This window comes from Bradyrhizobium elkanii USDA 76 (assembly GCF_023278185.1).
In the GTDB taxonomy this organism is placed as follows: domain Bacteria; phylum Pseudomonadota; class Alphaproteobacteria; order Rhizobiales; family Xanthobacteraceae; genus Bradyrhizobium; species Bradyrhizobium elkanii.
Window position 1 is genome coordinate 131,600 of sequence record NZ_CP066356.1, and the last position, 21,145, is coordinate 152,744.

General features: G+C 67.8%; 15 protein-coding genes. 3 read left to right on the forward strand and 12 right to left on the reverse strand.

Annotated features, from left to right (window positions below; translation table 11 throughout):
* The first annotated feature begins 148 nt into the window (after positions 1-148).
* Complete coding sequence (locus JEY66_RS00665; RefSeq protein WP_016847386.1) at positions 149-889, forward strand: metallophosphoesterase family protein; 741 nt, start codon at positions 149-151, stop codon at positions 887-889.
* A 56-nt stretch (positions 890-945) separates the two neighbouring features.
* Here the strand turns inward: JEY66_RS00665 and trxA are convergent, their stop codons facing one another.
* From trxA to JEY66_RS00685, 4 genes are all read right to left on the reverse strand, one after another.
* On the reverse strand, positions 946-1,266 hold the full coding sequence (gene trxA, locus JEY66_RS00670) for a thioredoxin (RefSeq protein WP_016847387.1): 321 nt from the start codon (positions 1,264-1,266) through the stop codon (positions 946-948).
* A 116-nt stretch (positions 1,267-1,382) separates the two neighbouring features.
* Positions 1,383-4,859 (reverse strand): double-strand break repair helicase AddA, encoded by a 3,477-nt coding sequence (addA, locus tag JEY66_RS00675; RefSeq protein ID WP_018269276.1) that lies wholly within the window; start codon positions 4,857-4,859, stop codon positions 1,383-1,385.
* Positions 4,853-7,999: a double-strand break repair protein AddB gene (gene addB / locus JEY66_RS00680; protein ID WP_018269275.1), complete on the reverse strand. Its 3,147-nt coding sequence runs from the start codon at positions 7,997-7,999 to the stop codon at positions 4,853-4,855. Before addB ends, addA begins: the two co-directional genes overlap by 7 nt.
* A 187-nt stretch (positions 8,000-8,186) precedes the next feature.
* Positions 8,187-9,143, reverse strand: a complete 957-nt coding sequence (locus JEY66_RS00685) for a LysR family transcriptional regulator (RefSeq protein WP_240536775.1) — start codon at positions 9,141-9,143, stop codon at positions 8,187-8,189.
* 57 nt (positions 9,144-9,200) lie between these two features.
* Here JEY66_RS00685 and JEY66_RS00690 point away from each other — a divergent pair, with 57 nt between their 5' ends.
* Together JEY66_RS00690 and JEY66_RS00695 are read left to right on the forward strand one after the other, a co-directional pair.
* A complete protein-coding gene (locus tag JEY66_RS00690) occupies positions 9,201-10,124 on the forward strand; it encodes a hypothetical protein (RefSeq protein WP_244620881.1) in 924 nt (307 codons plus the stop codon).
* A complete protein-coding gene (locus JEY66_RS00695) occupies positions 10,121-11,134 on the forward strand; it encodes a DUF2891 domain-containing protein (protein WP_018269273.1) in 1,014 nt (337 codons plus the stop codon). The genes JEY66_RS00690 and JEY66_RS00695 overlap by 4 nt, the downstream gene beginning before the upstream one ends.
* A 12-nt stretch (positions 11,135-11,146) precedes the next feature.
* Here JEY66_RS00695 and JEY66_RS00700 read toward each other — a convergent pair whose 3' ends face one another.
* The 8 genes from JEY66_RS00700 to ubiE all read right to left on the reverse strand — a co-directional run bounded on the left by JEY66_RS00700 (position 11,147) and on the right by ubiE (position 21,073).
* The gene (locus JEY66_RS00700; RefSeq protein WP_026192034.1) at positions 11,147-11,869 is read right to left on the reverse strand and encodes a nucleotidyltransferase family protein; all 723 of its coding nucleotides are present in this window, start codon (positions 11,867-11,869) and stop codon (positions 11,147-11,149) included.
* A 125-nt stretch (positions 11,870-11,994) separates the two neighbouring features.
* Positions 11,995-12,315: a PilZ domain-containing protein gene (locus tag JEY66_RS00705; RefSeq protein WP_018269272.1), complete on the reverse strand. Its 321-nt coding sequence runs from the start codon at positions 12,313-12,315 to the stop codon at positions 11,995-11,997.
* Positions 12,316-12,402: 87 nt separating this feature from the next.
* Complete coding sequence (locus JEY66_RS00710; protein ID WP_016845435.1) at positions 12,403-13,926, reverse strand: bifunctional tRNA (adenosine(37)-N6)-threonylcarbamoyltransferase complex ATPase subunit type 1 TsaE/phosphotransferase; 1,524 nt, start codon at positions 13,924-13,926, stop codon at positions 12,403-12,405.
* Positions 13,923-16,433: a sensor histidine kinase gene (locus tag JEY66_RS00715; protein ID WP_026192033.1), complete on the reverse strand. Its 2,511-nt coding sequence runs from the start codon at positions 16,431-16,433 to the stop codon at positions 13,923-13,925. The genes JEY66_RS00710 and JEY66_RS00715 overlap by 4 nt, the downstream gene beginning before the upstream one ends.
* Before the next feature lie 316 nt (positions 16,434-16,749).
* The gene (dut, locus tag JEY66_RS00720) at positions 16,750-17,208 is read right to left on the reverse strand and encodes a dUTP diphosphatase (protein ID WP_018269270.1); all 459 of its coding nucleotides are present in this window, start codon (positions 17,206-17,208) and stop codon (positions 16,750-16,752) included.
* On the reverse strand, positions 17,205-18,629 hold the full coding sequence (gene coaBC / locus JEY66_RS00725; protein WP_018269269.1) for a bifunctional phosphopantothenoylcysteine decarboxylase/phosphopantothenate--cysteine ligase CoaBC: 1,425 nt from the start codon (positions 18,627-18,629) through the stop codon (positions 17,205-17,207). The genes dut and coaBC overlap by 4 nt, the downstream gene beginning before the upstream one ends.
* A gap of 111 nt (positions 18,630-18,740) precedes the next feature.
* On the reverse strand, positions 18,741-20,315 hold the full coding sequence (gene ubiB / locus JEY66_RS00730) for a 2-polyprenylphenol 6-hydroxylase (RefSeq protein WP_018269268.1): 1,575 nt from the start codon (positions 20,313-20,315) through the stop codon (positions 18,741-18,743).
* Complete coding sequence (gene ubiE, locus JEY66_RS00735) at positions 20,312-21,073, reverse strand: bifunctional demethylmenaquinone methyltransferase/2-methoxy-6-polyprenyl-1,4-benzoquinol methylase UbiE (protein ID WP_016844705.1); 762 nt, start codon at positions 21,071-21,073, stop codon at positions 20,312-20,314. The genes ubiB and ubiE overlap by 4 nt, the downstream gene beginning before the upstream one ends.
* Positions 21,074-21,145 lie beyond the last annotated feature (72 nt).

Consider the following 21,145-nt stretch of genomic DNA (forward strand, 5'->3'; position numbering starts at 1 on the left):
GTCGGTGTCGTAGCCCGGATGGAGCCAACGGGTCGCGCGAACGCGCGCCCGATGACAGGCTCCGCGAAATCCGGGGCCTTTCAATCCGTCGCGGAAGCCCTCCCGGATTATGCTTCGCTGCATCCGGGCTACGGGAGGACAACACACCATGCGTTTTGCTGCGATCGCCGACATCCACGGCAATCATCTCGCACTCGAAGCCGTGCTGTCGGACATCCGTGCGCAGGGCATTCGGGACATCGTCGACCTCGGCGACATGGTGAGCGGGCCGCTCGACGCCCGGCCGACGATCGATATGCTGATGGCGCTCGATGCGGTCCATCTGCTCGGCAATCACGACCGCTATCTGATCGACCGTCCGCACGAGAAAATGGGCTCCTGGGAGCGGCTGACCTATACCCAGCTCGAACCGCGGCATCTCGACTGGCTGCGCACGCTGCCGGCGAATTCGGTCTATCGCGACGAGGTTTTCCTCTGTCATGCAACGCCCCAGGATGACGAGATCTACTGGCTCGAGACGGTGCTGCCGGGCGGCGAAGTCTGCATGTCCTCGCTGGAAGCGATCGAGGCGAGAGCCGCCGGCGTGCCGCAGTCCCTGATCCTCTGCGCACATACGCATACTGCGCGCGCCGTGCGGCTTCGCGACGGCCGGCTGATCGTCAATCCCGGCAGCGTCGGCTCGCCCGGCTATCGCGCCGGCAAGCCGCATCCGCATGTCGTGGAGGCCGGTTCGCCCGATGCGCGCTACGCGATCCTCGAACAGGTCGACGGTGGCTGGGACGTAACCTTCCGCCACATCCCGTACGACCATACGGCAATGGCGGCGCTGGCTCGGCGCAATGGCCAGGCCGAGCTGGCCTCGGCGCTGGCGACGGGATGGATCAGGTAAAACAAAACGGCCGGCTTGTCGCCGGCCGTTCCGCAAATCAGCTAATTCGAATCGGATCAGACCGCAGCGGTGATCCACTGCTGCAGCTTGGCCTTCGGAGCGGCGCCGACCTGACGGGACGCCATCTCGCCGCCCTTGAAGATCATCAGGGTCGGGATCGACATCACGCCGTACTTCGACGCGGTCTTCGGGCTCTCGTCGACGTTGAGCTTCACGATCTTGACCTTGTCGCCCATCGCGCCGGAAATCTCATCGAGAGCGGGCGCGATCATGCGGCAGGGGCCGCACCACTCGGCCCAGAAGTCGACGACCACCGGCCCGGTCGCCTTGAGCACTTCGGCTTCGAAATCGGCGTCAGAAACCTTGCCAACGGCCATGTGAGTACCTCGTTCGGTTGAGACAAAAGGGCGCGGTTGAGAATCGCGCCCGGGAGCATGGGTCAAACCTATGAACGCCCCCTTGCCGGGTCAAGCTTGCTCACGCCGACATGAACTTATGCCAGGGCGGCGACCAGCGCGGAGGCAGAAATCTCCATGATTTCAGTCGTTTCGGTCCAGAGCAGGGCGGCCCGGACGGGCAGCCGGGGATAAAGCCTGGCGAGCACCGCGCGGTACAGCGCGAGCTGCCGGACGTAGCCCCGCGGCGCCTCGGCGGCGGTCTTGGGCGGGGCATGGTTGGTCTTGAAATCGACGATCAGGACGTCGGTCGGCGTCACCACCAGGCGGTCGATCTGTCCGGAGACCAGCGCCTTCGGCTGGCCCGGCCGCTCCAGCCGCCCGACGATCGAGACTTCCGCGCGGCTGCCAGGCGCGAACACGGCGGCAAAGCGCGGATCGGCGATCAGGCCGAGCACCTGATCCGCGAGCGCGGCCTGCTCCTGTTCGGACCAGCCGTCGGCATTGCGCGCGAGGAAGCCGAGCGCGGCGGCGCGCCGCCGCTCCAGGGCGACGTCGGGCAGCGACTGCAGCAGCCGGTGCACCAGCGTGCCGCGTTGCAGGGCGCGGGCGCGCAGCAGCACCGATTCGCCGGTTCGGATCGGATGGCTGTCGCCGTCAGCCGGATCGGATGGACGCAGCATGCTCGCCGTTGATGCTTCCGGTGCGGCCGGAGCACGCAGCCAGGACGGCAGCGCGATCGGCACCGCGGCCGCTGACGCGGTCGCGCCGGTGAGATCGGCGACGTCATCCGGCCGCGAATAGCGCATCACCTTGCCGGCCGGCGTCTCCAGCTCCTCGAGCCTGAGCCCGGAATTGGCGAGCCCCTTGGTGATCAGATCGTACCAGGACGATTTTCGCACCGTGTTCATGTTGCCGGGCATGCAGCCGCCGACGATCAGCCGGTCGGCGGCGCGGGTCATCGCGACATAGAGCAGGCGGCGATACTCGTCCTCGGTGTCGCCGAGCATCGCCTTGCGCGCCTCGGCGACATTGGGCGGGTCCTCGGCCTTCTTGCCGGCCCACACCACGACGCCGGGCGCGTTCGGCGCGGCATTGCCCTGCGGCAGATGGATCAGCCGCAGCCGCTGCGTGTCCGACGGCGAGGTCGTGGTGTCGACCAGGAACACCACCGAGGCCTCGAGGCCCTTGGCGCCGTGCACGGTCATGACGCGAACCTCGTCGCGCGAAATCTCCATGTCGCGCTTCACCTCGGTATCGGCGGCGCGCAGCCAGGCGACGAAGCCCTGCAGCGAGGCCGGCGCCTTGCGCTCATAGCTCAGCGCAAGCTCGAGGAATTCGTCGAGCGCGTCGTTGGCCTCATGGCCGAGCCGGCGCAGGATGCGCGCCCGCCCGCCGTCGCCGCCGAGCAGCCAGGCGTAGAACGCGAACGGCGTCTCCTGGGTGAAGCGGCGTTCGCATTGTTCGAGACGGCGCAGCGCGGCCGCGAAGCGTTCGTCGGTCGGCGCCTGCGCGGCCAGTGCCTCGCGCAGCGAGCCGCGACGCTGGTACGCCAGCTTGAACAAATCGTCGTCGTCGAGGCCGAACAGCGGGCTCTTCAACGCCACCGCCAGCGCGAGATCGTCCTGCGGCAGCAACAGCGCATCGGCGAGGTTCATCAGGTCGATGATCGCGATGTGCTCGGTCAGCTTCAGCCGGTCGGCGCCGGCGACCGGGATGCCGGCGTGCTTCAGCGCCTGGATCACCGCGTCGAAGGCGTTGCCGCGCCGCCGCACCAGGATCAGCATGTCGCCGTAGCTGAGCGGTCGCCGTCCGCCTTCGCTGCCGGTCATGGTGCCGCTGGCAACGAGGCGCTTGATCTCGGCCTGGATGCGCCTTGCCAGCTTCACCTCGGGGCTGGTCACCGAGACGCCGTCGAACGGCGCGCGCCAGCCCTCGATGTCCTGGCGATCGTCGGCAACCGCGAGATCCCAGAGCTCGATCAGGCTCGGGCCGGCGTCAGTCATCGCATTGTGGATCGGGTAGCCGTTCTCGACCGCATGGATGCTGCGAAAGATGTCCTGCTCGCGGAACACGTGGTCGACCGAGTGCAGTATCACCGGTCCCGAGCGGAACGAATAGGTGAACGACACCGGGTCGAACTTCAGCCCGGCTTCCTCGAACCGCCGCTTCAGCTCGCGCCGCCGCAGGTCGAATTCGCGCGGCGCCGCGCCCTGGAACGAGAAGATCGACTGCTTCTCGTCGCCGACCGCGAACACGGTGCGCACCAGGCCATCGCGCGCGCCGGCGCCGGAGGTGAATTCCGAGATGATGTGCGCGACGATGTCCCATTGTCGGGGGCTGGTATCCTGCGCCTCGTCGATCAGCACGTGATCGACGCCGCGGTCGAGCTTGTAATGCACCCAGCCCGACGAGACGCGGTCGAGCATCGCCAGCGTCTTGTCGATCAAATCGTCATAGTCGAGCAGGCCGCGCTCCAGCTTCTCGCGCCGGTAATGCGCGGCGGCCGCGGTCGCAATGTGGATCAGTGCCTCGGTGCGGTCGCGCGCGACCACGGCGCGGCGGCGTTCGATCAACGGACCGAGACGGTCGGTCTCCGCCTCGAACCGATGGCCTGCGACCGAATTCTTCTTGATGAAATTGTTGGTGACGACAGACGCGCGCGGCGCGCGGTCGTCGGTGAGAAAGACGCCGAGATATTCGTCGACCTGGGCTGCGCCGGTGAAGGTCAGCGCGGCTCGCAGTCGCTCGGCCTGCTTCTGATCCGCCTTGCTGCTGGTATCGAGGAGCGTAGCCATCTCCTTCCAGCTCGCGCGCGGCAGGTTCGGCCCGTCGATGATCTCGCGCTCGACATCCTCGATGCGAATATCGGAGGGGACGCCGAGCGCGGCCGACATCTGCGCGGCGGCGGCCGCGGCGTTGCCGGCGGCATCGGTCCAGGCCATGAAATGGTCGCGGCTGAGGCAGGCCTCGCGGACCACCTCCTTGAAAGTGACGTCGGCGGCATTTGCCATCGCCGTCCGCAGCGCGCGGCCGATCGGACTGTCGGGAATCCGCGACGCTTCGAGGAACACCGCGAGATTGGCGCGCTCCATCATCTCGTTCTGGTCGCGGTCGTCGAGCACGGCAAAGCGCGCCGGCACGTTGGCCTCGAACGGAAACTGCTGCAGCAGGCGGGTGCACAGCGCGTGGATCGTCTGCACCTTCAAGCCGCCCGGCGTCTCCAGCGCGCAGGCAAACAGCTTGCGCGCCTCGCGCCGCAACGTGGCGGAAGGGTGGGCGATACCGGCCTCGCGGATCGCGGCGTCGAGCCCGGCGTCGTCGAGCGTCACCCAATGGCCGAGCGTCGTGAACACGCGCTCGGCCATGTTCGCCGCGGCCGCCTTGGTGAAGGTGATGCAGAGGATCTTTTCCGGCGGCACGCCCGACAGCAGCAGGCGGATCACGCGCTGCACCAGCACATGGGTCTTGCCCGAGCCGGCATTGGCCGACACGAAGGTCGACGCTTTCGGATCGGACGCACGCGCCTGCGCGTCGCGCACGGCGGGCGGGATGGGCCTGATAGCCTTCACCATTCCTCGATCCCCAGGCCGCCGGCGGCGGACCATTCCTTGATGCGCGCGAGGTCGTCATAGGCGCCGTAGCGGTTCGCCCACATCGAGAGGTTCAGCGAAGTGTAGGCCTGCTGCTCGTCGTCGAAGGCGCGGATCAAGGCCTCCAGCTTGCGCCGCGCGCTGTCGGCGGCCTCGTCGGGCGGCTGCGGCGTGTCGCTGGTCTTGATCTTCAGTTCCAGCGAACGCTGCTCGCCCGGCGGGTTGTTGCCGCTCAGCCTGACATAGACGAGGTCGCCGACCGAGGAGCCGGCCGGGATCTCAGCGAAGCCGCCCTCGCGCAGGATCGCGGCTTCCAGGGTGAGCTGCGGCGACAGGCCCATCCGCACCTGCTTGCCGGTCGGCGGCTGGCCGGTCTTGTAGTCGAGGATCGCAAAGCTGCCGTCGTCGCGCCGCTCGATGCGGTCGGCGCGCGCCGAGAGGGTGAAGGTCCTGGCATCGTCGAGCGGAATGCCGATCTCGCCGCGGATCTCGGCCTTGATGGCTTCGATCTGGCCGCGCCGGGCCTGCTCCCATTCGGCAAACCACGCCGCGATGCGCTGGAAGCGCGGCCACCACAGCGCCCGCGCCTCGGGCCGCTCCATCAGCGGCGCGAAATATTTGGCCCCGATCTCGCGCAGCGTGCGCAAGGTGTCGGGAGGCAGCGCATCGGCATAGACCTGCGTGAACTCGCCGAGCGCCTCGTGAATCGCCGAGCCGCGATCGGCCGCCGACAACGGCATGTCGACGGGGTCGAGCGGATCGAGCTTCAGGATATAGCGCGCATAGATGGTGTAGGGATCGCGCAGCCAGTCCTCGATCGCGGTGACCGACATTTTCAGCGGCCGTGCCTCGCGTGGCGGCCGCGGCTCCGGCTGCGGGATCGGCTCGACCTTGTCGGGCCGGTCGAGCTCGGCGGCATATTGCACGTAAGTTTCGCCGGCCGATGTCGCGGCCTTCCAGCGCGCTTCGCCGGCAACGGCTTCGAGCCGGTGCAGGAAGCGCGAGGCGACCGCCGGCGCGCCGCCGACTTTTGCGGCGTGGGTGAGGATCACCTCGTCATGGCCGAGCAGCTGCGCAAAGTCGTGCGCGGACAGGCCGATGCGGCGCTCGGGAAGATCGAGCCCGAGCTCATGCCGCATCGGCCGGCTCAGCCAGGGATCGATCCGCGACGCCGGCGGCCAGACGCCCTCGACCAGGCCGCCAAGGATGACGCGATCGGATTCGGTGAGACGCGCTTCGAGCTGGCCGAAGATGTTGAGCTGCGCGCGCGCCGATTCCGGCCGCCGCACCATGCGGTCGGCGAACGCGGTCTGGAACACCTCGGGATAATCGGCGAGCGGCGTCATCAGCCCGCTCGGCTGCTGCTTGGCGAGCAGCTCGTCGAACGCGGACGCCAGCGACGCACCGGCGCGCTCCTCGAACACGATAGCAACGCCGTTCCGGTCGCCGGACAGCGCGATCAGGACCTCGCGATGGCGCGCGGCGAGCTCGGCGAAATCATAGGGCTTTGACGACGTCATGCCTTCCAGCGGCGCCAGCGCCGCCTGCAATCTGGCGATCAGACCCTCGGCCTGGTTGAGCTCGTTGTCGCGCAGCCGGGCACGCGGCTCCATCGCGTGCAGCGACGAGGTCTCGCCGCCGTGCAGCTTGACCAGCTCGGCGCGGAAACGCGCGAAGTCGCGCGCGAGGCCGCCGGTCCCGGCTTGCGGCCGCGTACCGCGCAACAGCGCGATCTCCAGCACCTCGATCGCGCGTCGGAGCGCGCCATGGGGGCCGCCGAGCCGGAACAGTGGATGCTTGAGCAGCGCGAGCAATGTCGGCGGCTCCAGCCCCTTGGCTGCAGCCTCCGCGGTCAGGCGGGCGAACACCCCGGCTGGCGTTTCCATCAGCGCATCGCCGCCGGAATCGTCGAACTCGAGCTTCCAGCGCGTCAGCGACGCCATCACACGGCGCGCCAGCGCGCGATCCGGCGTCACCAGCGCGGCCGATTTGCCGAGATGACGCGCCTCGCGCATCGCGACCGCGATCGCCAGCGCCTCCATTTCCGGATTGGGGGCCTCGACCACGGTGAGGTTGGTCATCCCCGCGGAAATCCGCGCCACGATCTCCGGCCGCTCCAGCCGGTCATGCCATTGCGCGGTCGCGGTCGAGGGACGCATCGTCTCCGACACCAGCACCTCGCGGCCGAGCGGCGCCGGCTCGGCAAGGCTCTCGACATCGCGGCGCCTGATGCCGAAGCGGTCGAGCAACGCGTGCATCGCGTATTGCGGATGGTTCGACGAGGGCGGCGTTACGAACCTGCCGTCGTCGCCGCGCTTGCCGCCGATCGTGTCCCAGGAGTCCTCGTCGAGATCGGTGTCGAGCCCGGGCAGCACCACGGCGCCGTTCGGCAGCTTCGCCACCGCGTGCAGGAATTTCGCCGTCGCCGGCATCGAGCCGGTCGAACCGGCGGCGATCACCGGGCCCGTGGGATGCGCGGTCAGCCGCGCCGCTTCCGCCTCGATCAGGAGATCGCGGCGCGCGGCGGGCTCGATCCGGCCGATCTCCTTGAGGTAGCTGGGCCAGGCGTCGCGCGCGATGCGCAGGAAGTCGAGCGAGTGCTGCCAATATTTGTCGAGCTGGTCCGGCACCAGGCGGTCGAGCGCGCGCCAGTCGACGCCGCGCGTCACCATGTCGTCCATCAGCCGCGCCAGATCGCCGGCGAGTTGCAGCGTCGAGGCCGGCCCGCCGACCACCAGCGGCGCCGACACCGGCGTCTTGGCCCAGGCCGCGACCAGATGCGCGAGGGTCAGCCGGCGCTCGAGCTCGCCGAGCCGTGGCGGAATCTCCAGCGGCGCGGCGCCGCCGACGTCCTCGCTTTGGTCGGCGAAGCTGAGTTCGTCCTCGTCGATGTCGCCAAGCGCGACGATGCGCGGCAGCACGGCAGCGTCAGACTCGAGCACATCGAGGAAGATTTCCCGCGCCAGCCGTCCGGCACGGCGGGTCGGCAGATACAGCGTGGCGTTGGCGAGCCTTGCCGGATCGCTCTGCGCCTCGAATCCCGCGACCAGCCGGCCATCGACCAGCGCCGAGATGACGGTGCGCAGGAACGGCGCAGAAACGGGAACACTGAAGACGCGCATGGGCTGCCTGATTCGAATCCGGCGCCAATATAGGGAGCGGCGGCCGTCGATAGCCACCCCTCTCGGTCAACTTCAGGGCTATCGCATATGAGCTCGGTCGCTCCACAAACTCGTCATGCCCGGCCATGACGGTTCGGACAAATCCATTTCCTCCCATATGCGATAGCCCTGCGGTCAACGTCACCGCTCAATATCGCAATCGGCCGGCGCAGCGATCGACGGCATCCAGGAACCAGCGCAACGCCGGATCCCGGGCGGCGCGGCTTGGGTGGATCAGGTCGATCGCGAAGGCGGGGATGTCGATCGGCGGCGCGACGACGGCAATGTCGGCCAGATGCGTGAAGCGCCGGGCGACGCGCTCGGCCATCGTGGCGATGAGATCGGTGCCGGCCACGGCGAACGGAACGGCCACCACATGCGCGAGCGTCACCGCCACCCGTCGCTTCAGTCCATGGCGTGCCAGCAGCGCGTCGATCACGCTCGGCAGGCCGTCGCCGCCGGCCGCCGAGAACAGCGCGTGCGGCAGGGTCGCGTAATCTTTCAGACTGAGGCGCTCCGATCGGTTCGTGCGCGCAGTATCGCGGACGCAGACAAAGCGTTCCTCGAACAGCCGGTGCCGGACGCAGCGCGGCGATTCCGGCAGGTGCCCGCCAATCAGCGCATCGAGCTCGCCGCGCTCCAGCTTCGCCAGCGCCACCGTCGCGTCGGTGAGCGGGCGCACGGCAAGGTCAATGCCGGGAGCTTCGATGCGCAGCAGCCGGGTCAGTTCCGGCACCACAACGAGATCGCCGTAGTCGGTCGCGGCGATGGTGATGCGCCGTCGCGCAATGGCCGGATCGAAGCCCTGGTCAGGCACCAGCGCGCTCCGGATTTGCCGCAGCGCTTCGCCGATCGGCCCGGCCAGCGCCAGCGCCTTTTCGGTCGGCTGCATGCCCGCGCCGGCACGCAGGAACAGTTCGTCGGCAAACAGCGCACGCAGTCTTCGCAATGCGCTGCTCATGGAAGGCTGGGCGAGCCCGATGCGCTCGGCCGCCCGGGTGACGTGGCGCTCCTCCATCAGCGCTTCGAATGCGACCAGCAGGTTGAGATCGATGGCGGCTAAATTCATTGTAGCAATAATGCTTATAAGAATAATCGATTTCAACAATGATTTGCCCCGACCTATGTTTGTTGGCCGGACATGACGACGGGACCTACGAATTTGGCGAGATTTGCGAGGCTGGTGCCGCGCGGGCCGACACTGCTGATCATCGGCGTGCTGGCGGGATTGGCTTTTCCCGCCTTGGCGGATGGCGTGCGCCCGCTGATGGCGGCGGCGATCTTCGTTCTGGTGCTCGGCACCTTCCTCCAGGTCGACGGGACGGCGTTCCGGCGCGCGTTGCGGCGGCCGCTGGTCTGGCTGCTGTTGCCGGCGCTCGCCATGCTGGCGAGCCCGCTTGCCGTCGGCTTCGCCGCGCGCGGCGCCGGCTTTCGACCGGAGCTGATCGTCGCATTGGTGCTGTCGGTGTGTGCGCCGCCGTCGAGCGGCACGGCGGCCGTCGCGCGCGTGCTCGGCTTCGACGCGACCATTCCGCTTGCCGTGACGCTGCTGTCGATGGCGCTGGCGCCGGTCACCGTGCCGCTGATCGCCGCGGGATTTGCCGGTCTCGCGCTCGATCCGCTGGCGCTTGCGGCGCGGCTGGCCCTGCTGGTCGGCGCCGCCGGCGCGCTGGCGTTGCTGCTGCGCAATCAGGCCGCTGCACGATTGGTGCAGCACGCGCGCATCATCGACGCGCTCGTGCTCGCCTCGCTGCTGCTGTTCGCGATCGCCACCATGGCCGGGGTGCGCACCCAGATCGAAGCGCAACCGGCCGCCGCGTTCACCTGCGTCGGCCTTGCCTTCGCCTGCAATCTTGCCCTGCAATTATGTGGCGCGCTGCTCACGCCGGGCAATCTGGCTGCACGGCTGACCAGCGGCCTCATTCTCGGCAACCGCAATGTCGGACTGGTCTGGTCGGCGATGGGCGCTGCGGTGTCGCCGATGACGGCGTTGTTCTTCGCCGCCACGCAGTTTCCGATCTATATGACGCCGCGGCTGATCGAGATGCTTGTTCGCCGCGAGCGCAAGGAGAATGCCTCACCATGAGTGCGACGATCCTGACCGAAGACCTCGCCGTCCGCTTCGCGCGCATCGCGCTCGGCCATGTCACGCGCGAATATCCGAGCAAGCCGGATCACGTGCTGGCGGGGCCGCAGGACGCGCGCACGCCGCGCGAACTGCATCCGGTGTTCTTCGGCAGCTACGACTGGCACTCCTGCGTCCACAGCTACTGGATGCTTGCCCGGCTGCTGCGCCGCTATCCCTCATCCGAGGCGGCGGACGATATCCGCGCGCTGTTCGACGCGCAGGTCGTTGCGGAGAAGATCGCGGCCGAATGCAGCTATCTCGCCGCCCCGACCGCGCGCGGCTTCAAGCGGCCTTACGGCTGGGGCTGGCTGTTGAAGCTCGCGGCAGAGCTCTCGCTGCTCGAGAACACCAATTGGCGCGACCGGATCGCGCCGCTTGCCGGCATCTTCGCGCAGCGATACCGCGATTTCCTGCCGCTCGCCACCTATCCGGTGCGGGTCGGCACCCATTTCAACACCGCGTTCGGGCTGCGCATGGCAGCCGACTACGCCGCGGTGATACAGGACGATGCGCTCAGTGCGCTGTTGCGCGACACGGCGCTGCGCTGGTACGGCGCCGATCAGGATTGCCCCGCCTGGGGTGAGCCGAGCGGCGACGACTTCCAGTCGTCCGCGCTGATCGAAGCGGAGTGCATGCGCCGGCTATTGGCACCGGGTGACTTCCTGCCCTGGTTCGACCGCTTCCTGCCGCGGCTCGAACTGCGCGAACCGGCAACCCTGTTCCGGCCTGCCACGGTCACCGATCGGTCGGACGGCAAGCTGGCGCATCTCGATGGGCTCAATCTCAGCCGCGCATGGTGCTGGCGGGCGCTGGCCGGCGCGTTGCCGGCGGCCGATGCCCGTCGTCCGATCCTGCAGGATGCCGCGCGACGCCATCTCGACGCCGGCCTGCCGCATATCGCCAGCGACTATATGGGTGAACACTGGCTTGCGAGCTTCGCGGTGCTCGCGATCGACGCCGAGGGCTGACGAAGGCGCCGCCTACGCGACGCTTTCCAGGTAAGCTTCTTCCGCAGCCTGGATCGCGTCGGGAGTCCCGACATGCATCCAGACGCCGTCGAGGCGCAGGCCGAACAGTCGCTCCTGCTCGTTGGCGCGGTCGAACATCTTGGTCAGCGAGAATTCGCCGGCCGGCGCGTCGGCGAACAGCGCAGGCGACATGATCGCGGCGCCGGCATAGACGAACGGCACCACCTGGTGTTCGCGCCGCTTGCGCAACGCGCCATCCGGCAACATCGAATAGTCGCCGCGCCCGCCATAGCCGATGCTCGAGGCGGTCGGCGCCATCAGCAGCAGGATATCCATCCGCGCGGGATCGAAGGTTTCAGCGAGCCGCGCCAGATTGGAGCGCACACCGTCGATCCACATCGTGTCCGCGTTCAGATGATAGAACGGCGCATCGCCGAGCAGCGGCAGCGCCTTCACCACCGCGCCGCCGGTGCCGAGCACCTGGTCGCGCTCGTCGGAGATGATCACGCGCGGACGGCTGCGGGTCTTGACGTGCTCGATGATCTGGTCGGGCAGATAGTGCACGTTCACGACGGCTTCGCTGACGCCGGCGCCGGCGAGCTTGTCGAGCACATGGTCGAGCAGCGGCTGGCCGGCGACGCTGACCAGCGGCTTCGGCATCGTGTTGGTCAGGGGGCGCATGCGCACGCCGAGGCCCGCAGCGAGCACCATGGCCTTATGGGGAGTGACAGGCATCTTCCGGATATTCTCGGTCATCATCTCTCATACGCCGATCATATCACGGCGATTCGGCAAGCACATCAATCAGACGCCATAGTCATCGGACATGACGGCCGTAAGACGGCAATGACGACCCTGGCCTAGACGTCGGCAGCTTGCGTGCCGCGCCTGGCAGTTTTCTTCTTCTTGTCGCCTTGTTTGAGAAAGTTGACGCCGATCTGGTCGCCATTGACCCATGCCAGCTCGCAGCGGCGATAGGCCAATCCTGTGGACGACAGCAGCAGAAAGAACTCCTTCAGGTTCAGGCCCTCGACCGAGCCGTCGATGGTGAGCTTGGCGCCCGTCTCCGACACGTCTTCCATGGTGCAGTCGCGCCGCCAGGTGCCGTCGATGCCCATCATGTGCGCCGCTATGCCGCGCTCAAACGTGACACGATCGCCCTTGCGACGTTCCGTCCCCATCGTGTGGTCCCGCTCCAGATCCGGCCGCGCCATGGATCAGGTGCGGGCTCCGCAACCTTAGGGGACCCGAGGCTAATAACCCGTAAACTACGGTACTGGAGGAGGGATGTTGGCTGTGTACCAGATGCGGAAGCTGGTCAGCGCCGGATGCGCCAGCGACCGCTCGAGATAGGTCCAGATCCGCGGCTGGTGCTTGAGATATTGCGGCTTGCCGTCGCGGCGGTTGAGCCGCGCAAAGGTGCCGAGCAGGCGGGTGTTGCGCTGCGCCGACATGATCGCATAGAGCTCGGCGAAGCCGGCCGGATCGAAGCTTTCATCGGTCGCGCGCCGCGCCTTGATGTAGCGGGTCAAGAGCGACAGCTCGAGCTGCTCGGGCACATCGATCCGCGCGTCCTGCAGCAGCGACACCACGTCATAGGCCGCGGGGCCGAGCAGCGCGTCCTGGAAATCGATGACGCCGACGCGCAGGATGCCGGTGCGTTCGGCCAGCCAGATGATGTTCGGCGAATGGAAGTCGCGGATCACCCAGGTCCGCGGTGCGGCTGCGGGCTTCTCCAGCAGACCGCGCCACATCCCGAGAAATTCGGCGCGAAGCTCCTCGCTCGGCTGCACGCCGCGGTCGGGCAGATACCATTCCAGCATCAGCCCGATCTCGATCAGCCAGGCGTCGATGTCGAATACCGGGATGTCGTAGCTCTCGTCTGACGTCAGCGGCAATTGCTCCGGCAGCACCTCGCGGTGCAGTGCCGCCAGCATGTCGACGGCGGCCTCGTAGCGCTCGGCGATCGGCTGCGGCGGATCGCCCTCGATGATGCCTTCGGCGCCGAAATCCTCGGTGATGAGGAAGCCGGATCCGAGGTCGATGTGACGGATCGCGGGCGCGGAGAAACCATGCTTGCGCAGGCCGTTTCCGATCGCGACGAACGGCCTGACGTCTTCGGCGAGATGCACTGCTGCGCTGTAGGACTGGCCGCTGTAGATCGCCGGGCCGTCAGGACGGCGCGGCGAGTTCATCAGGATGACGGTGCCGTCGTCGTTGCGCAGCCGCGCATAGGAGCGTGTCGAGGCGTCGCCCGGCATGCGTTCGCGCCGGGCATTGAGAAAGCCCGCGCGATCGAGGAACTGGCGCAGCGCGTTGAGCCGCGCGACCTTCGCTGCGCCCTTGCCATGGCCGGTGATCTCGGCCGCGCGCGCCGCCGATCCGAGCGCCGGGCGGTGGCTGAACGCGATATCGATGCGGTCGGCGGGCATCGCGTCGGGCGCGCGTTCCGGCCATTCGATCAGCGCCACGATGTCGTCGGGCAGCGGCGACAGCCCGATCTCCTCGAGCTCGCTGGCGTCCTTGATGCGGTAGAGGTCGGCATGGACCAGCGGATACGACGGCAGCTCGTAGCTCTGCGCCAGCGTGAAGGTCGGGCTCGGCACCTCCAGCGCATCGTCGGCGGCGAGGTAACGGATCAGCGCGCGGGCGGCCGTGGTCTTGCCGGCGCCGAGGTCGCCGGACAGCGTGATGACGTCGCCGGCGCCGATCAGCAGCGCGAGGTCGGCCATCAGCTCCGCTGTCGCGGTCTCGTTCGCGAGCGCCACCGAGAATGTCGAGGTCGCCGTCATTCAGCAGCGTTGCGATGTGCGGTCTGGTCGATCGGGAAGTCGCAGGTCACGGTCGTGCCGCGGCCTACGGTCGAATCGACCCGCACCCGTCCGCCATGCAGTTCGACGAAGGAGCGGACCAGCGACAGGCCAAGGCCCGCGCCGCGGTGCCGCGAGCCGTGCGAATGGCTCTCGAACCAGTTGAACACCTTGTCGCGCATCTCGGCCGGAATGCCGGGACCGGCGTCGGTCACCGCAAACACCACGCTGTGCTCGGTGCGGTGCGCGCTGATCGTGACGGTGGCGTCATGCGGCGAGAAGCCGACCGCGTTGGCGAGCAGATTGTACAGTACCTGCACCACGCGCCGCTCGTCGCCGACGAAGGCGCCGATGTCGGGCTCGATATCGACCTTCAGCGTGATGCGGTCGGTCGCGAGGCGGTCCTGGATGCCTTCTGCGGCAGCCTCGATCGCCTGGCCGATATTGACCGGACCGAGCTCGAGCTTCATCGCGCCGGCGTCGATGGTGGCGAGATCGAGAATGTTGTTGGTCAGCGCCAGCAGCGCGTTGGTCGATTTGGTGACGTAGTCGAGATATTCGGCCTGCTTCGGCGTCAGCGGCCCGGTCGAGGGATCGCTGAGGAAATGCGCGAAGCCGATGATGGTGGTGAGCGGTGCGCGCAGCTCGTAGGAGACGTGGTGGACGAAATCCACCTTCATCTGGTCGGCGGCTTCCAGCGCCTCGTTGCGCTCGCGCAGCGCCCGCTCGACATTTTCGGTGTCGGTGATGTCCTGGAAGGCGAGCAGGGTCTTGCCGTCGGGCAGCGGGATGGTCATGCAATTCAGCACGCTGCCGTCCTTGCGCTCGAGCTTGAGCGCGACCTGGGCGCGGTTCTCGATCGCGGTGATCTGCTCGCGCAGCGTGCGCCAGGTCAGGGCGTCGTCGAACAGCGGCCGGCACAGCGCTTCCACCGCCTCGATATGCGGCTCGCCCTGCAGCGCGTCGGCCGGCAGCTTCCACATCTTGGCGAAGGGCGGGTTGAACAGTTCCGCGCGTCCGTTGCTGCCGAACACTGCGACCGCCTCGCCGAGATTGTCCAGGGTCTCGCGCTGCACCCGCGTCAGGCGGTCGTAGCGGCGGGCGAGGTCGAGGCTCTCGGTGACGTTGTCGAACAGATAGGTGACGCCGCCCTCGAGGTTCGGCGTGGTGACCACGCTGATGGCGCGGCCGTCGGGCAGGAACCAGGTATAGGTCTCGGATTCGACCGCGCGATAGGCTTCGTGCAGCTTGGCCTTCCAGGCGCGGAAATCCGGCTGCTCGGGCAGCTTGCGGTTGGCGCGCAGCCGGTCCAGCACGCTGGAATCGTCGGGGTTGCCGTCGAGGAAGGCCTGGTCGAGGCCCCACAGCCGCCGATAGGACTCGTTGTAGAAGGTGAGCCGCCGGTCGGCATCGAACACCGCGACGCCCGAGGACAATTGGTCGAGGGTGCGCCGGTGCGCCTCGACCATCCGCGCGATCGCCGCGCGCAGCGCCGCGGCTTCGCTGGCGTCGATCGCGATGCCGGCGCTGCCGCCGCTTAGCTTGAGCGCCTGCACGTCGTAGATCCGCCGCTCGCCGCTGACCACGATCGGCAGTCGCGCGGCATAATTGGCATTGTCGTTCAGCGCGCGGGTCAATTCGGTGCGCTGGTCGCTTTCGAGCAGTTCGAGATTGCGCTGCAGCGCGTCCGACACGCTCCTGCCCTCGGTGGCGCGGACATAGGCCGCGTTGGCATAGCGCAGATTGCCCTCGAGGCTCTTGGCCCAGATCGGCCATGGCGCGGCGGCGGCGAAATCGCGCAGCAGCTCGGTTTCCTCCTGCAGCGTCTTGTAGCGCAGGTTGGACTCGGCGAGCTCGCGGCGCAGCCCGCCGAGCTCGCGGATCCGCACGATGGCCTGGCCGCCGATCGCGCGGCCCATCGCCTCGATGGCGCGGCCGGCCGAGGTCGAGAGGTTGAGCAGGAACGCCTCGCCCTTCTCGCGCAGCGCGTCGACGGCGTGGTCCATCTGCAGCGCCGGCTCGGGCGGCAGCCAGGTTCCGAAGGCGAGGACGCGTTGCGGCGAGCCTTCCTGCGACATCACCAGCGAGATGTCGCCCGAGATCTGCGGTCGGTTGTCGCCCGCGGCCCAGGAGATCAGGACCTGCGGCTCGACGAACAGCAGCGCGCGCAGCCGGTCCGATTGCGCCTGCAGGTCCGTGATCTCGGACTGCAACTGCTCCTCGTTGCGGGTCGCGCGCACGCGGGTGCGCATCAAGAGGATCGCGGCGACGGCCGAGAAGCCGACCAGCGCAAGCGACGTCGCGAGGACCGCGACCTCCTGGTGATTGAAGCCGAAATGATCCGACATCGCCTGGGTCACCAGGCTCTCGGCGGCAAACGAGGTGCGGGCCGGCAGCAGCGCGGTGATGGCGAGCCCAATCATGCCGTCGCGCGCCAGTGAGGTGCATGACAGCAGGGTTCGACGCATTGCCGCGACTACGCCCGACATATGTTGCCCCAGAACGCACAAACCCCGGGCATGATCCGGAAAAGAGGAGACCGGTGTTCCCTCACGGCAAACGTACAACGTTTGTCCGCCGATCATGCCCAAGCAGGACCAGTCAGCCCGACGAAGACCCCCCGTCGCGCTCGAATCAAAACAGAATAGTCCCAACGGGACTCGGCGAGTAAGAGTCCAGACCGTGAACGCAGAATCCCCTGTGAAAAAATGCCGCCGGGTGGCGGGGATTTTACGCGAATTGAGTCCGTAGTCGCGTGGAGAGCGCACCAAGCGTGTCCCGAGGCTCGTCCGCACACTTCGCGCGCTAGCGTCCGGTCGAGCCGAAGCCGCCGCTGCCGCGCCCGGTCGGCGACAGCACGTCGACCGGAACCAGCTCGGCCCGTGTGACCGGCGCGATCACCATCTGCGCGATGCGCTCGCCGCGCCGGATCGAAAACACCTCGTGGCCGTGATTGATCAGCAGCACGTTGATCTCGCCGCGATAGTCGGCGTCGATCGTGCCGGGCGAGTTCAGCACCGTGACGCCGTATTTGGCGGCAAGGCCGGAGCGCGGCCGCACCTGGGCCTCGTAGCCCGGCGGCAGCGCGATCGTCAGTCCGGTCGGAACCATCTCGTAGCGGCCCGGCAGCAGCAGCAGCGGCGCCGACCGCGGCACCGCCGCGAGCAGGTCGAGGCCGGCCGCGTCGGCGGTCTGATAGATCGGCAGCAAAAGATCCGCGCCGTGCGGCAATTGGTGGACTTCGACCCTGATGGTGGCGCTCACGATGCGGTTCCTACGGCTCTGGCGATGCGCGACACCAGCGCGGTCGCGACTTCCTCCTTGGTCATGACAGGCCAGGAGTCGACGGTGACGTCCTTGCCCTCGCGCGAGAGCAGGTGGACGGTGTTGCGGTCGCCGCCCATCACCCCGGTCGCCGGCGAGACGTCGTTGGCGACGATCCAGTCGCAGCCCTTGCGCGCGAACTTCGCCTTGGCGTTCTCGATCAGATGCTCGGTCTCGGCGGCGAAGCCGATCACCAGCGGCGGCCGCTGCTCCTTCAGCTTGGAAATTGTCGCAAGGATGTCCGGGTTCTCGACCAGCTGCAGCGGCGGCATGCCGGCCGCGGTCTTCTTCAGCTTCTGGCTGCCTTCATTGGCGACCCGCCAGTCGGCGACCGCGGCGGCAAAGATCGCGACGTCGACCGGCAGCGCCGCCTCGACCCGGTGCAGCATGTCGCGGGCGGACTCCACGTGCATGACCGAGATGCCCTGGGGGTCGTCGAGATCGACCGGGCCGGTCACCAGCACCACCTCGGCGCCGGCGGCGCGCGCGGCGGCGGCAATGGCAAAGCCCTGCTTGCCGGACGAGCGGTTGGCGATGTAGCGGACCGGATCGATCGCCTCATGGGTCGGGCCGGCGGTGATCAGCACCCGCTTGCCGGCCAGCGGCCGCGGCTGCGGCGGGCGCAGCATGCGGTCGGCGGCGGCGGCGATCTCGGTCGGCTCGGCCATCCGCCCGACGCCGGCCTCGCCGGCTTCCGCCATCTCCCCCGCATTGGGCCCGACGGTATGGACGCCGTCGCGGCGGAGCTGCAGCACATTGCGGCGGGTGGCCGGATTGTTCCACATCAGCGGATTCATCGCCGGCGCCAGCAGGATCGGCCGGTTGGCCGCCAGCAAGGTGGCGGTGGCGAGATCGTCGGCATGGCCCTGCGCCATCTTGGCCATCAGGTCGGCGGTCGCCGGCGCCACCACGATCAGATCGCAGTCCCGCGCCAGGCGGATATGGCCGGCGTCGAACTCGCTCTCGGCGTCGAACAGGTCGGTGTAGACGCGCTCATGCGACAGCGCGCTGGCGGCGAGCGGGGTGACGAATTGCTGGGCCGCCCTGGTCAGCACGCAGCGGACCTGGATGTGCCGCTCCTTGAGCCGCCGGATCAGATCCAGCGCCTTGTAGGCCGCAATCCCCCCGCCGATGATCAGGGTGACGCGCGGCTCGCCGACCGCGCTCGCGGCCCGCGGAGCAGGGGCTGTCACTGTCGCGGAACCTGGGCCGGGCGCCTCGGCAGGCTCCGGTCCGCCGTCTGCGAGCTCCCGGAGGATCACCCGGACCTCCTCCTCGACGGAGCGGCCGTTCCTGGCGGAGCGCAGCCGCAGATAGGCCTTCAGCGTGTCGTCGAGTTTGCGGATGGTCAGGCTGGCCATGGCGTGCTGCCCTCAAAGCATGATCCGGAAAAGTGTGAAGCGCTTTTCCGGGAGCGATCATGCTCAAATAAAGTGTGATAGCGATGCTATCACATGGTGCATGCATTGCAATCAGTGCGCCCGGATGGCGAAAAAGATTGCGATGGAGGCGATCGCAATGACCCAGAGGCCGACGGTCTGCACCCGCGCCTTGCGGGCCTCGGCGCGGGCCATTTCGTCGATCGAGTCCGACGACAGCATGTGGCCCTCCAGCGTCATGGTCTCCAGCTGCTCGAGCACCGTGACGGCGCGGTTGGCGATCGACGGCAGGTTGGCGAGGATGCGGCCGAGCTCGCCCGCGCCCGAGATCGCGCCCTGGATGCGGCCGGCCGGGCCGAGATTCTGCGTGATCCATTCGCGCACCACGGGATCGGCGATCTTCCAGATGTCGAGCTTCGGGTCGAAGCCGCGTGCCACGCCTTCCACCACCACCATGGTCTTCTGCAGCAGGATCAGTTCGGGCCGCGTCTGCATGTCGAACAGGCCGGTGACCTCGAGCAGAAGCGTGAGCAGCTTCGCCATCGAGATTTCCTCGGCGGTGCGGTTGTGGATCGGCTCGCCGATCGCGCGGATCGCCTGCGCGAAATTCTCCACCGAATGGTGGCCCGGCACGTAGCCGGCCTCGAAATGCACCTCGGCGACGCGGCGATAGTCGCGGGTGATGAAGCCGAGCAGGATCTCGGCCAGGAAGCGCCGCTCCTTCAGCCCGAGCCGTCCCATGATGCCGAAATCCACGGCAACGAGCCGGCCGGCCTCATCGAGGAACAAATTGCCGGGATGCATGTCGGCATGGAAGAAGCCGTCGCGCAGCGCGTGGCGCAGGAAGCTCTGGATCACCTTGCGGCCGAGATCGGGCAGGTCGACTTCGGCCTGCTTCAGCCGGACGTGATCGTTCAGCGCGATGCCGTCGATCCACTCCATCGTCAGCACGCTGTGCGCGGTGCGATCCCAATCCACCGCGGGGACGCGGAAGTCCGGATCGTCGCGTGTGTTCTCGGCCATCTCGGACAGCGCGGCCGCCTCGAGCCGCAGGTCCATCTCCATCGCGACCGAGCGCGACATCGTGTTGATGACCTCGATCAGCCTCAAGCGCCGCGCCTCGGCGGAATGCGCCTCGGCCTTGTGCGCGACAAAGAAGAAGTCGCTGAGGTCGCGGCGGAAGCGCGCGGCGACGTTGGGCCGGAGCACCTTGACCGCAACCGGATGCCGGACGCCGTCGCGCTCGATTTCGCCGCGATGCACCTGCGCGATCGAGGCCGCGGCAACCGCAGGGCCCAGATGCACGAAGGCCTGCGCCAGCGGCCGTTCCAGCGATTGCGTGATGACGGTTTCGGCAGCCTCCTGCGCGAACGGCGGCAGCCGGTCCTGCAGGCTTTCGAGATCGCGCGCCATCGCCACGCCGACCACGTCGGGGCGGGTGGCGAGGAATTGCCCGAGCTTGAGATAGGCCGGTCCGAGCCGCGTCAGTGCGCGCGACAACCGCGGACCTGATTTGGCCGAGCGGCGCTCGATCAGCCGCGCCAGCTTCAGCGCGAGCTGCCCGGGCGGCGGCACCAGCGCGGGATCGACGACGCCGAACACGCCCTCGCGCGCAAACACGAAACCGGCGCGGGCGAGGCGCGTGATGTGGGTCAGTGCAGAGATCACAAACGCCAGCCCGAATGCAGCGCCACGATGCCGCCGGAGAGGCTCTGCCACTTCACGCGGGCAAAGCCGGCGGCGCCGATCATCTCGGCGAACGCGTTCGGCCGCGGGAATTTGCGGATCGACTCGACGAGATATTGATAGGACTCGGCGTCACCGGTGACGGCGCGGCCGAGCGGCGGGATCACCTTGAAGGAAAACAGATCGTAGATCTTGTCGAGGCCGGGCACATCGACGGTGGAGAATTCCAGGCACAGGAAGCGGCTGCCCGGCTTGAGCACGCGATAGGCCTCGCGCAGTGCGAGGTCGATCTGCGGCACGTTGCGGATGCCGAACGCAATGGTGTAGGCGTCGAACGCGCGGTCGGCGAAGCCCAGCGCTTCGGCGTTGCCCTCGACGAACGACACGCGGTCATCGAGGTGCTGCTTCGCGGCACGCTCGCGGCCGACGGCGAGCATGTCGGTATTGATGTCGCAGACCGTGGCATGAAAGCCCGCACCCGCGGTCTTGGCGGCCCGGAACGCGATGTCGCCGGTACCGCCGGCGACGTCGAGCAGCGCGAACGGCCGGTCGCCCTTCGGCGGATCGAGCGTCGTGATCATGACATCCTTCCAGGCCCGGTGCAGGCCTGCCGACATCAGATCGTTCATCAGGTCGTAGCGCGACGCGACGCTGTGAAACACGTCGTTCACCAGCGTCTGCTTCTCGCCCAGGGGCACGTCCCTGAAGCCGAAATGGGTGGTTTGATCCGGCCGATCCATCACTCAGAACTCTTACCCTTCTTGGTCGCGTTTTCTTCGCTCGAAAACGCCCCAGCCAGACCATAGCGCGGC